The sequence below is a fragment of the Nostoc sp. genome, assembly GCF_036917555.1.
Taxonomy (GTDB): Bacteria; Cyanobacteriota; Cyanobacteriia; order Cyanobacteriales; family Nostocaceae; genus Nostoc.
On the sequence record NZ_JBALDD010000022.1, the window covers coordinates 1 to 12379 of the forward strand.

Below are 12379 nucleotides of genomic sequence, written 5' to 3' on the forward strand. Positions count from 1 at the left end.
CTTCAACAGCAAGATTTGATTCAAGGCTTAACTGGTTTTCATTGGTGGATTCAAATCGAGGCTTAATCATAAGTAATTTACCGAACATGATATGATTGCTGAAAATATTTTACAGATAACTTAAACAATTGATTTATCGTAACTTCCACAAGGTTTGTTCCTTAATTTTTCAAGATAATATCATCAAAATGCAACAATTAAATACTCAGGATGAGGCAATGCGTTGTTCGTTCGAGAGAGTTAAAGCAACTGCTGCGATCGCGCCGACTGAGTTTAAATGTTTCATTGCTTCCATTACCAGCCAACTTGTCATTGTTCTCTCCAGCATCAATTAAGTTATCTCCAAGACTAGCAGAGATATTGTCATTGCCTTCATAAGCAAAAATCCAATAGTTATGACTATTACACACCAATAAACCATCATTAGGAATACCAATAATATATATAAAATATTCCTTGATAGTTTTGTATATCAAATATTTTTGTATTTGTAATACTGAAATACTACAAATATCAAAGTTATAAATTTCTGATGAAATATGCCTCAAAACAGTTAATTATATTTTATATTTCTGACGAGAGAAAAATACAATAATCTATTTACTAAAATTATTTAATTTCTTTAAGGCTTTCAAAAAGGCGAGGGCTATTGTGTTGGAAATATGGGGAAGCAATAAAATATAGGACTTATACAGGAGATTTCAACTTCTCTACGAACGTGAACAGCGTGTCGGAGACTGAGGCCACGTCAACGTCAGGTAAAGAAATACCCCACCCGCGCGCTCATCGTGCGCACCCGAACTCAACTCTTAGCGCACTGCGTTAGGCAGGCAATGCCCAACTTGTTCGCTCTTAGCGTTCCCACTATGAAAGCAAGTGGGGTGAGGGTTGAATTCGGGTATACTTCCAACAAATAGATTATGCAATATTGTGGGATATTTTTTTTATTTGTCAGTCACCTATGGCAATTTATAGCTACCAACACGTAGATTTAACTGACCTTGGCGCGGGTTATGGCTGAATATAAATGCGCCTTCTTCGCTTTCCCCACTAGATAAAAAATCGATCTGTTGCTCTCCTGTTTCTGTAACTTTGCCGTTAATCAGTAACTCAGCCATAATCTGAACTGACTCAGCTGTGTCTCCTCCACTATTGACAACTTCAAAAGGAACATAAAACTGACCATTAACTTCTCGAATTGTTTGTTTTTTAATAAGAGAAAGGATCGGAGGTTGATTTTTTTCGTTCAGCCAAGTGTAGCCTACTAGACTCACAATGATTGCTAGGATGAATGAGGCGATGCTGAATGTTATCCACTCAGCTATTGAGCGCTTTGGTTGTTGTTCTGTTTTAGTCATATTGCTAACCTTCCGGCTGCACCACCAATAGTTGCAGGTAAACCCAGTATCAATGTATGATCTAACCACATTGTCCAAGGGTCGCTAAGAGTTAACTTTTGAAAAAACCACAGCATAAAAGCACCTGCTAGCAATGATACTAGGTAAGACATAATGGTTTCGCTTGATGGCCGTTGAAAAATTCCCTTTTGCTCTTTACGTTTTTGTTGGTTAGAAAAACCTGCCTGAAATACAATGCCATAAGAAATCAGCAACGATGCGGCGATCATTGCCAACTCCCAAGGTGGAGAGGTTGCGGCTGCTAGCATGGGAATTTCATCAGTGGGAGCGATGTTAAATGCAACTATGGTTGCACCAATCAGGGTTCCACCCACATCAGCAAAGGTGGCGTGTAACTCATCCCCTTTGTTCTTGGTTGTGCTATTTTCCCGATCGCTTGCTTGTCCTTTTCCATTACTGTTTTCAATATCTCCCAACAACTGATTCGCTAATGCTACACCGAGAGCGAAGGGCACACTTTCAAAGATGATTTTACCTAAAGACTCCCTTAAGGAGGTTTCTAGTATCAATTCTCGCAATAGTAATAGCACAAAGGTAGAACAAGCTAGTCCGATCGCGATCGCTTTGACGGTATCCATTACAGCTTGATGAGCGAGACCTGTATATCTGCGTTTGCGAAAGCCTTCTGTGTAATTGAGCAAGTAAACCACAATAAACATTAATGCGATCGCCATCATTATTAGTTGTGGTTTTGCCAGCGATCCAATCCACCAAACCTCCATTGTGTACAGCAAGGGTATGCCAAACAAAAAACCTCCACAAGCACCTCGAATGATGTCATTAATCTCATTCTTCCAGATATTTTTTTGACTTTTTGTTGGCACTCCTCTCTTTTCCTTTGATTTAAATTTTGCTTTAACTTATAGTTCATTTATTTGGGAAAAAGTTATTTTTTTAATATATATAAATTTTATTTATCAGATTTTCATATTTTGCATTATTTGCTACAATTCTGAGCGGCATCTATCTTAAGTTAATATAATTTACCAAAATATTCTCTCGGTTGATGGAAGTAAAAAACAATACACAACTGTTAGATTATTTAATAGCTTAGGAATTTCCAAGTAATAAAATAACTCAAATTTTTTATTACCTGTAGGATGAGTGTCTTACCCATCCTATGAAATGGGCGGGCTTTTCAACCCACTTTGCAAGCAGTAGTAATCTATTTTTAGAGTTCCCTGAATCAACTACAAGCTGGAGATAAAAACCATGAGTGCCGAAAAGAGAATAGAAGCGACTGCAAAAAATATTGAAGGGAAAATTCAAGAGGTTGTGGGTGAAATCACAGGTAATCCACAAGATAAAACCGAAGGACAAGCAAAGCAAGCTGAAGCCCAAGTCGATCACACCGTAGAAAATATTAAAGATGAACTGAAGAAGGCTTTAGAATAATTTCGCTTGTCTAGTGTAAATAGCGATTTTATAGATGATTAACTCCTAAATTTGTAACTTTAATTACTCCACTTGCTATAAGTTAGTGGGGTTTTTTCTGGCGTAAAATCTGAAAGTGTTAGTTACTAAAAACTTGCCTCTTCAATTAACCACGGATACTAGCATCTACAAAGCAATCATGTTTATCCATTTTAATAATGATACAGTGTCCAAAAAATAGGTTTCCATCGTTATAGTATAACTCTACCTCACCATCTGGAAAAAAGATCAATCCTTCAAGCGTCATTCGGTTTTTGAACTCCTCAGATGTTAATGTCTCATCTTCATCAAGCCATGTCTCATTCTTAAGCTTTAGCAATTGTTTAACAGCATATTATTTTGCACTTTTAGCATAATGTTTCAACTCTCGTACAACACTATTAGCTCTGTACAATGCTGATTCGACCTTATTATTATCGTCTGTTGAAATACCAATAGTAAGTTGTGTTTCATAGAATACAACTTGGCTTTCATACCAATCTAATTCGGAATTATACCGTAGATATTCCAAAAATTGTACATTAACTAATTATTTGTCAATTTAACAGAATATTGTCACAAATACCTTAAATACTTAAAAACCTGTCATGGAAAGGATTATGGCAGGTTTTTTGCTATTTACGTCAATCACACTGCTTTAAGCCTGAATTCACAAATTAGATGTCAAATGCCAGATATTTCACAATTTAATTGTCAATCTCCAGAAAACTGAAAAATCATGATTTTCATAAATTAACAAATTATTTGTCACCTGAGTAGTATAATACAACTATGTTTTGATAAAACATAGTATGCAAGATGCAGAATTCTCTACAACCTCTATAACTTGGGCAAGCTCCGCAGATATTAATAACGATCTTTCTGAAGCAAACGTTATTGTTTCTAAACTTTCGGATGAAGCTTTGTTGAAAATGGAGGTGATTCAAAGTCTTTTAGAAAATAGCGATCGCATTACATATACTCAAAAGCTCAAGGAAGCGGCAGAAAAACTTGGTAAGTCAGTACGTACAGTGCGACGGCTAGTAGAGAAATGGGAACAGGAGGGTTTGGCTGGACTAGCGCAAAATCAACGGGTGGATAAAGGGAAGCATCGAGTTGATGAAAACTGGCAAGAGTTTGTATTGAATACCTATAAGGAGGGTAATAAGGGAAGTAAAAGGATGACTCGCCAACAGGTATTTATCAAAGCTAAGGCAAAGGCTGATGAACTGGGAGTTAAGCCTCCTTCCCACATGACGGTTTACCGAATTTTACAACCGTTAATAGATAAAATTGAACAAGCTAAAAGTATTCGCAGTCCGGGTTGGCGTGGTTCGCGCTTATCAGTTAAAACCCGTGATGGAAAAGATTTACAGATAGAACATAGTAACCAAGTTTGGCAATGCGACCATACCCGTGTTGATGTTTTATTAGTAGATCAGCATGGCAAAATTCTTAGTCGTCCTTGGTTAACAACAGTTATTGATAGTTATTCGCGCTGCATCATGGGAATTAACTTAGGCTACGATGCACCAAGTTCTCAGGTTGTAGCTTTGGCGCTACGTCATGCAATTTTGCCCAAGCAATATGGTTCAGAATATGGACTTCACGAAGAATGGGGTACTTCTGGTTTGCCACAACACTTTTATACGGATGGGGGTAAAGATTTTCGTTCCAACCATTTACAGCAAATAGGGGTGCAGTTAGGGTTTGTTTGTCATTTGCGCGATCGGCCATCTGAAGGTGGTAGTGTCGAACGTCCGTTTAAAACTCTAAACACAGAATTATTCTCGACTTTACAAGGATATACAGGTTCAAACGTTCAAGAACGACCAGAGGAAGCGGAGAAAGAAGCTTGCTTAACGTTGCGGCAGTTAGAGCAAATGTTGGTGCGTTACATCGTTGATAACTATAACCAGCGACTTGATGCTCGAATGGGCGACCAGACAAGATTTCAACGATGGGAATCTGGTTTAATTACTTCCCCTGATTTACTTTCCGAGAGAGATTTGGATATTTGCCTAATGAAGCAAACACGGCGACAAATTCAACGCGGGGGATATCTGCAATTTGAAAACTTGATGTATCGAGGTGAACTCTTAGCGGGTTATGCAGGGGAAAGTGTTGTGTTGCGATATGACCCTAGAGACATCACAACGATTTTGGTTTATTGCATAGAAGGGGATAAAGAAGTATTTATTGCTCGTGCTTATGCTCAAGATTTGGAGACAGAGGAACTATCTCTAGATGAGGCAAAAGCTATCAGTCGTAAGGTCAGAGAAGCAGGTAAGGCTGTAAGCAATCGCTCAATTTTGGCTGAAGTTAGAGAACGCGAAACATTCCAAACTCAAAAGAAAACTAAAAAAGAGCGTCAGAAAGTAGAACAGGCTAAGGTCAAAAAAGCTAAACAACTTATACCTGTTGAGCCAGAGGAATCAGTAGAGGCAGTATCTATTGACAGCGAACTTGAGCAAGAGATGCCGGAAGTTTTTGATTACGAACAAATGCGTGAAGATTACGGGTGGTAAAAATGACTTTACAAGAAGCTCAAGCAGTCGCTCAACAATTGGGTGATATTCCCGTTAATAGTGAAAAATTACAGGCGGAGATTCAACGATTAAATCGTAAAGATTATATCCCACTCGAACAAGTACAAATTCTCCATAATTGGTTGGAAGGAAAGCGCCAATCAAGGCAATCGGGGCGTGTAGTAGGTGAATCGAGAACAGGTAAAACTATGGGTTGTGATGCCTATAGGCTTAGGAATAAACCTCTTCAAGAAGCAGGAAAGCCCCCAACTGTACCTGTGGCTTATATCCAAATTCCCCAGGAGTGCGGTGCTAAGGAATTCTTTGGGGTAATTATGGAACATTTGAAATATCAGGTAACTAAAGGAACAGTGGCAGAAATTCGAGATAGAACACTGCGGGTTCTTAAAGGTTGCGGGGTGGAGATGTTGATTATTGATGAAGCTGACCGCTTTAAGCCGAAAACTTTTGCCGAAGTGCGTGATATTTTTGACAGGTTGGAAATAGCAGTGATTCTGGTAGGAACTGACCGCTTAGATGCAGTGATTAAGCGCGATGAGCAGGTTTACAACCGTTTTCGGTCTTGTCACCGTTTTGGGAAGATGTCAGGGGAAGACTTTAAGCGAACTGTGGATATTTGGGAGAAGCAAATACTCAGATTGCCAGTTGCTTCCAACCTTTCGAGTAAGACGATGTTGAAGACGTTGGGGGACGCAACTGGAGGTTATATCGGTTTGATGGATATGATTCTGCGAGAGACTGCAATCCGGGCTTTAAAAAAGGGATTGCAAAAAATTGACTTGAAAACTTTGAAGGAAGTAGCTGCTGAATACAAGTGATGGAAGCGGAAAATATTAAGCCTTGGCTGTTTAGAGTTCAACCCTATGAAGGAGAAAGCCTGAGTCATTTTTTGGGACGTTTTCGACGGGCAAATGATTTAACCCCTACTGGATTAGGTAAAGCAGCAGGACTTGGTGGTGCGATCGCAAGATGGGAAAAGTTTCGGTTGAATCCGCCTCCTTCTCAGCAACATTTGGAGGCATTAGCTAAGGTTGTAGGGGTTGATGCTGATAAGTTAGAGCAGATGTTACCACCTCCTGGTGTGGGGATGAAAATGGAGCCTATTCGATTATGTGCTGTTTGTTATGTTGAGTCGCCTTGTCACAAAATTGACTGGCAGTTTAAAGTGACTCAGGGGTGCGATCGCCACAAGTTAAGTTTACTTTCAGAATGTCCAAACTGTGGGGCAAGGTTTAAGGTTCCAGCGTTGTGGCTGGATGGATGGTGTCAACGGTGTTTTATGACGTTTGTCGATATGGCAAAGTGTCAGAAGCATTATTGAATGACAATCCTAATATTATGAAACGACGTTGGACTCCAAAAGAATATTTGATTAAAATGCGTTAGCAGTAGCGACGTTAGGAGCGTCAGCTACCCTGCAATAGACTCGTCACAAATTTAGTTTACTTCCTGAATGTGATATATCTATGGGGCAACTTGGTCTGACTGCTCCACTTCCAGATTGAAAATAATTGTGAAAGTCACGCTTGGTACGAGTCGGCGCAGAGCTTGTAAATGAGCCTCAGCGTAGCTCCGGCGACGAAAACGGGCAACAATTTGGTGTTGCATAGTCGGAAAATGGCGGACTACACACCAAGGATTTAACTTTTCGACGTAGGTCATAATATTCTCCTGACAATACTTGTGATTTAGCTGGCTAATTTGGGTTGAATAAGACTCAAATTCTGGTTCAAAAATTTCCTAGACAAAAGCCACCCTAGTGTGAGGGTGGCTGGTAAAGAAATGTCAGGTTGATATTGAAATTTGCTAACTTTTCAACTCCTACTTATGCCGATCAGAGAAACAGACCTTTTTTAAGAGTTCTTCAGGAATCTCCTCAAAGCCTTCTAGCAACAAATCCATCAGGGCAAGATGGCGTAAATCGGAAAGCATAGGACGGCGGTAGTTGCGCCCTTTAGAGAACCAGCGTCGGACAGTTGAAAGTGAACGAGAGCAAATTCGAGCGATCGCCTCATGATTAACATCCCATTTGGCATAAAAATTCTTGGGTGTCATTCCTAGTTGACAATGGCTATAAAGGTCAATCAGGTTTTGCTCACGTTCTTCTAGAGGGCGGGGATTAGTCATATACTGGCTCTCCTTCCAGTGGTTCTAAATCCTTCTCCCAAGCAATATCGGCAGATGTCCAAGCGGCACTGAAGCTGTCTTTGCTTAACCAAATTAGGTAGCACCAACTCCAGCAGCAAAGATGGGGAGCAAAACTGTAAAATCTGCCGATCACTATTCCCCAGTCGGTGTTAGAACCAAGCCAGCGTAATCTATCGCCGTACAAAAAGCGGGGTGTTTTCGCTGTATCAGGAAAATCGTCGGGTAAATCAACAGAAAGTTTCTGGTTAATGAACTCTGGAAATAAATCTTGGTGATTTTGAGCGATGCCTTTGGCATCGCTCAAAGCCAACGCACTCAAATAATCAGCAATCAGTTCAGCGTCAATACTCTGGGTTAGTTGAGCAATTAGTACCACCGCTAAAGTTTCTTGTTCTTGCTGTTCACAGTAATCGCTGAGTTTCGCCAATAGTTCAGCAATACCGAAGTCATCTAAAGCTTGTAGATAACTTCTGTGTTCATCTGTTTTGTAGCAAACAGGCTTTAACATGGAATATGTCTCCTGTATAGAGGGGGCCAAAAGTCAGCGTCTTCCCTGCAAAAGTTAAGCGCTGGCTTTTGACTTATCAGTAATTATACATAACTTTAAGGTTGTTTTATTTTTATTTATGTGTTTTTATTGATTTAATATAGAAACACATAGATAAGTTGATGATAGTCACATGGGGAAAGTTGTAGTCAGTATTTACATGGAAGAAGAAGACAAGGAAGCTCTGCAACAACTGGCGGATGCAGAGGAGCGTTCTTTGTCTCAAATGGCAGTGTTAATTCTGAAACGGGCGGTTAAACAAGCGCAGGTAGAAGGAACGATTTCGCCGAATCAAGGAAAAGGAAAGTGAGGTGATTGCTTATTGTGTTTGCAGAAGATAGGCTGTCCCTTTGATGAAGCGGCTGGGGACTATAAATTAATGTTTACCTAAAAAGCGATCGCCACAAGTTAACCTTGCTGTCAGAATGTACAAACAGTAGCGCTAGATTTAAGGTTCTGGCGTTAAGGTTGGATGGTTAATGTCAGCGGTCTTAGATAACGTTTGGGAAGATAGCGGAGTTACAAAAGCCTACTTAAAATCTACAAATTAATAGGCACAGTCTGTTTAATTTTGGGGGAAATAGAAATAGGAGTATAAAGATCAATATCAACTTCGACTTCATCTACAACTCGGATCGAAACAATCAAAGCGTATCTAGCTGTTTTATTCCATCCTTCCCACCTCGGATTATATTTCCACCAACCGCTAACAGGATATATACCAATAGAATCTTTCTGAGCCAATTCAGCCGCAGTACCTTGCCAAATATCAGAATGAATTGAACCGCGATTCCATGTTTTGGGGCCTAAGAACCATCCACTGTCGCTATTTCCAGTAGATGTAACATTCTCTTCAGTTTCTAGCGCTTCCTTGTTAATCCGTTTTCTAAAAGCAGCCAAGGTCTCTGTAGAACGCTTAACAGCAAGCCTCAAACCATAAGAGGCGTATGAATGTTTACTCTGCCATCCTCGCTCTCCAGGGTTGGGTTCAATCAAATATGACAGTGTTACCCGCATTTCTACTTTTGCTTCACGCAACTTTTCTAGCTCTTGTGTTGGCCAGGGTAGTATGTGAAGGTTCATTTCTTTTGTTTTTACCTTACCATCATCTTTGTGAAAAGGCTGCAACTGGTCTTCACAAATGATTGTCAAGTCATTTTTGCTACTAAGAAGTGCCCTCTCCAGATTAGGAACACCATAACCATATCGACGCAATAATGTAGATACTTTTTCCCTCTGTGAAGGGTTTTTAGGTAAATGTCTAAGCATTGCCGGAGTCCATTCTGCGGAGTGGACTATTAAAGCACGAACTGTTTCTGACCAGTATTCAGGGTGTTTAGCCCAAATACGTGCTGCCATATAGCTACACAAAGCTGTTGCCGCGCTAGTATCTCCAGAAAGGTTAAATTGCCGTACATTTGGTTGATAATAAGTTGTCAGAAGTCGTAAATCATCAATATCCATGCAAGAAGAATGAGGATCATCAGTTGCTAGGTTGCCCCCCTCAAAAGTCACATCCGGTCGGATAGGCCACTTATCAGTCCATAAAAGAGAAGTTCTACTTCGAGGTGAGAGGTCGCCAGCAGGAGCAATAGTTTGCCATTGAGCATACTTTGGATTATCTATATTGACTTTATCGGTATAAGCACCAACAACAAGTGCATTCCACGCTTGGGAGGGATTTTGTGCTTGGCTTACATCATTTCGATTAGGATACTCACTAAATATGATATCCCCACCGATATTGCCAACCGGAATAACCATGAGTCGCTGAAATTCAAAGGATATTTGATCTACTGCTGCTGACCAAGAAGAAGGAACTCCTTTATTATTGTCGATTTCACTCGTGACAGGCATACAAATGACACGCTGGCGCTTAGGGTTGCTAATTTCTACACGAGAAACAGCTTCCTGGGTAATTGCTCCATAAAGCTTAGGGTCGTTTTGTCCTTGGTCTGAAAGTATTTTTACGGATTCTAATCGATGGGTAAGATATACTTTGCTTGATGTTGCTAGTGCATTGTAAAGGTTGCCATAGAGGACTAGTCCAGCCATGTCAGTACCATGCCCGCGCCAATGTTTACTGTCTGCCACTCCCCAGTTTGGATCGCAAGTTAAACAATCTTCAGGAGCAAGAGCTGGCTTAATTAAAGGATGAGAGCGTGTAACACCACTATCTAATAAACAAACAGCTAAATTATTATTCGATGCTACGGTAGTGCGATTTGCAAGTTCTGTGATCCAACTAACCTGTTCTTGCATATCCATCTCAAAGAACATAGATGGTGAATCTTTAGCAAGACGAAGTTCAGCAATTAAACCATTATTATTAATAATTCGTGATAAGGTTATTACAGATGTCAAGGCTAAAATTACTTCTCTTTCAGGGAAGGTAATTGAGTTTGCTGTTGTTCTAATATCGAGTATTTGAGCTATTTGCTGGAAAGATTCACGACAACCATGACGTAACCAAACTTCCCACCATACTTCCTGAGATTCGCATGGAAATAATGCAAGATTGTCTGTGAATAGCGCACGCACTGTACCTAAGCTAATATCATCCAACCGTGCGATTAAAGGCTCGTTTTTAGGTTTGCCTTTTTTTGTTTCTTCATCACGGTAAGCTTCGATTTTTGAGCCGAAAAAATCCGATGCTTTCTCTGGGACAAATACAGTTGCTAATACTGTTTCGTCTGCTTCATCAGATGAGTGAACAGCAAGCAACTCGATTTTCTTAGGCTTGTTCTCCAACTGATCAACCGCTTTCAGTTCGCTTTTTTGTAGCTGTAACTCTAAATAAAAACCAGCTTCTCCAACTGCAAGTTCTGGTTCGCACAATAATTTTTGTTGCTGATAATTTTCAAGAGCTTTCTCAAAAGCTTGTTGCAACGTTTCGGCATGTTCTATACGATTGCGAGGTGGGAAAGATTTTTTATTTCCTCCCCCTCCACGATATGTATAATTTTGGCTATCTCCCTTTTCCACGATGTAAAAATTAGGGAGATTCCTTTGGTAATCAGGCATTGGATCAAGAGGTTAATTTAAACACATCTTTATTAAAATAATACCGCACTCACTTAAAGATGGTGTTTTTGCGCTCTAGAATCGCAGAAATCATATTTTCTTCAGATATTGAGTCCTGATCGGAAATTACAGCTACTTTCGCCGCTTCATCTGCGGCTCGAACTAATTCTGCTTGACTTAGACCATTAGCACTCTCAATAATATGCTGCCAATTTTGCCACTCAGTATCAAAAGGAGCTAGACGTGTTTTTAGTAATTTGCGAACAACTTCTTGATTTGGTAGCTCATATTCAATAACGTCATCGAAACGTCGAAAAAGAGCCTTATCTAATAAATCAGGATGATTAGTCGCAGCAATGATTAGGCTTTGGCTGTCATCATTCTCCAAAAACTGCAAGCAGGAGTTTAAAACCCGGCGAATCTCTCCAACGTCATTAACTGAAGCACGTTGTGAGCCAATGGCATCAAACTCGTCAAAAAAATAAACACCTCTCGTCACCAGCATTGCATCAAATATGAGTTTAAGCTGATTAGCTGTCTCACCCATAAATTTTGTAATTAGACCAGTATAAAGAACTGTGAAAAGAGGAAGTTGTAGTTCTCCAGCAAGAGCAGCAGCAGTCATCGACTTACCTGAACCTGGTGGGCCAACTAAAAGTATTTTGCGACGAGGTTTGAGATTATACTCAGCTAAACGATGCTGCTTGATATGTTCTATAAGAATACGTTGTAATCTTTTTTCTAAAACTGGAGGAAGAACCATATCAATAAGTCTTGTATCTGAATAGTGAACCGATACAAGATTTATTAGTTCTCCCTTGGGTTGGGCAAGCGGTACAGGGTAAGCTTTACGCTCAATAACAGATTTGCGCTCTTTTGCCTTATCAATGAGAATTTGGATGTCTTGAGCAACTTTGGTGTGTCCTTGTCTTGCTTCATGTGCAGCCATCTGTAGAGCAACAGAGAAAAATTGCTGCTCCTCACCTTCTAGGTAGCTCTTCAAGAGCGCAATAATGTGGCGAGCTGTTGACATAAGGCATTTTATCTGACAAGTTTTTTAGGCTCTCATAAAGTAGAACATTTCATTTTACAACTTTAAAAAGCATCTTTAGTAGATAGATATATCAAACTGTGTATTTTTATTATCTTTTTATTATAGGTACAAGTGTACTATAAAAAATAACAAAAAGCAATGATCAATAAATTTCGGCTAATCATAGTGCTAATCCCTTTTTAAAAAAAGAATTATTCTTATTAAAGCCTTGGATATCAATCTATTG

13 protein-coding genes and 1 pseudogene are annotated in these 12379 nt (G+C 39.7%); 5 read left to right on the forward strand and 9 right to left on the reverse strand.

Annotation, left to right across the window (positions count from 1 at the left end):
* Positions 1-197: 197 nt before the first annotated feature.
* The 3 genes from V7K60_RS07995 to V7K60_RS08005 all read right to left on the reverse strand — a co-directional run bounded on the left by V7K60_RS07995 (position 198) and on the right by V7K60_RS08005 (position 2242).
* Positions 198-476, reverse strand: a complete 279-nt coding sequence (locus tag V7K60_RS07995) for a hypothetical protein (RefSeq protein WP_334924410.1) — start codon at positions 474-476, stop codon at positions 198-200.
* Positions 477-959: 483 nt separating this feature from the next.
* Positions 960-1358: a TIGR02588 family protein gene (locus V7K60_RS08000; protein ID WP_334924412.1), complete on the reverse strand. Its 399-nt coding sequence runs from the start codon at positions 1356-1358 to the stop codon at positions 960-962.
* A complete protein-coding gene (locus V7K60_RS08005) occupies positions 1355-2242 on the reverse strand; it encodes a TIGR02587 family membrane protein (RefSeq protein WP_334924414.1) in 888 nt (295 codons plus the stop codon). Before V7K60_RS08005 ends, V7K60_RS08000 begins: the two co-directional genes overlap by 4 nt.
* Positions 2243-2630: 388 nt before the next feature.
* On the opposite strand from V7K60_RS08005, the gene V7K60_RS08010 reads away from it, so the two are divergent.
* Complete coding sequence (locus V7K60_RS08010) at positions 2631-2813, forward strand: CsbD family protein (protein ID WP_334924416.1); 183 nt, start codon at positions 2631-2633, stop codon at positions 2811-2813.
* A 145-nt stretch (positions 2814-2958) separates the two neighbouring features.
* On the opposite strand, the pseudogene V7K60_RS35155 reads toward V7K60_RS08010, so the two are convergent.
* A pseudogene (locus V7K60_RS35155) lies at positions 2959-3363 on the reverse strand (DUF2262 domain-containing protein).
* Between the two features lie 280 nt (positions 3364-3643).
* On the opposite strand from V7K60_RS35155, the gene V7K60_RS08015 reads away from it, so the two are divergent.
* From V7K60_RS08015 to V7K60_RS08025, 3 genes are read left to right on the forward strand one after another with little or no spacing between them, the layout of a single operon-like run.
* Positions 3644-5359: a Mu transposase C-terminal domain-containing protein gene (locus tag V7K60_RS08015; RefSeq protein WP_334924417.1), complete on the forward strand. Its 1716-nt coding sequence runs from the start codon at positions 3644-3646 to the stop codon at positions 5357-5359.
* Positions 5360-5361: 2 nt separating this feature from the next.
* Complete coding sequence (locus V7K60_RS08020; RefSeq protein WP_334924418.1) at positions 5362-6198, forward strand: TniB family NTP-binding protein; 837 nt, start codon at positions 5362-5364, stop codon at positions 6196-6198.
* Positions 6198-6701, forward strand: a complete 504-nt coding sequence (locus V7K60_RS08025; RefSeq protein ID WP_334924420.1) for a TniQ family protein — start codon at positions 6198-6200, stop codon at positions 6699-6701. The genes V7K60_RS08020 and V7K60_RS08025 overlap by 1 nt, the downstream gene beginning before the upstream one ends.
* Before the next feature lie 143 nt (positions 6702-6844).
* Here the strand turns inward: V7K60_RS08025 and V7K60_RS08030 are convergent, their stop codons facing one another.
* The 3 genes from V7K60_RS08030 to V7K60_RS08040 form a co-directional block, all read right to left on the reverse strand.
* On the reverse strand, positions 6845-7042 hold the full coding sequence (locus V7K60_RS08030) for a hypothetical protein (RefSeq protein ID WP_334924422.1): 198 nt from the start codon (positions 7040-7042) through the stop codon (positions 6845-6847).
* 159 nt (positions 7043-7201) lie between these two features.
* Positions 7202-7507, reverse strand: coding sequence for a helix-turn-helix domain-containing protein (locus tag V7K60_RS08035; RefSeq protein ID WP_334924423.1), 306 nt, complete (start codon positions 7505-7507; stop codon positions 7202-7204).
* The gene (locus V7K60_RS08040) at positions 7500-8036 is read right to left on the reverse strand and encodes a hypothetical protein (protein WP_334924425.1); all 537 of its coding nucleotides are present in this window, start codon (positions 8034-8036) and stop codon (positions 7500-7502) included. The genes V7K60_RS08035 and V7K60_RS08040 overlap by 8 nt, the downstream gene beginning before the upstream one ends.
* A gap of 172 nt (positions 8037-8208) precedes the next feature.
* Between V7K60_RS08040 and V7K60_RS08045 the strand changes: the two genes are divergently transcribed.
* Positions 8209-8385 (forward strand): ribbon-helix-helix domain-containing protein, encoded by a 177-nt coding sequence (locus V7K60_RS08045; protein ID WP_334924427.1) that lies wholly within the window; start codon positions 8209-8211, stop codon positions 8383-8385.
* Positions 8386-8615: 230 nt separating this feature from the next.
* Here the strand turns inward: V7K60_RS08045 and V7K60_RS08050 are convergent, their stop codons facing one another.
* Positions 8616-11099 (reverse strand): S8 family peptidase, encoded by a 2484-nt coding sequence (locus tag V7K60_RS08050; RefSeq protein ID WP_334924429.1) that lies wholly within the window; start codon positions 11097-11099, stop codon positions 8616-8618.
* 49 nt (positions 11100-11148) lie between these two features.
* Positions 11149-12132 (reverse strand): AAA family ATPase, encoded by a 984-nt coding sequence (locus V7K60_RS08055; RefSeq protein ID WP_334924431.1) that lies wholly within the window; start codon positions 12130-12132, stop codon positions 11149-11151.
* Positions 12133-12379: the final 247 nt, after the last annotated feature.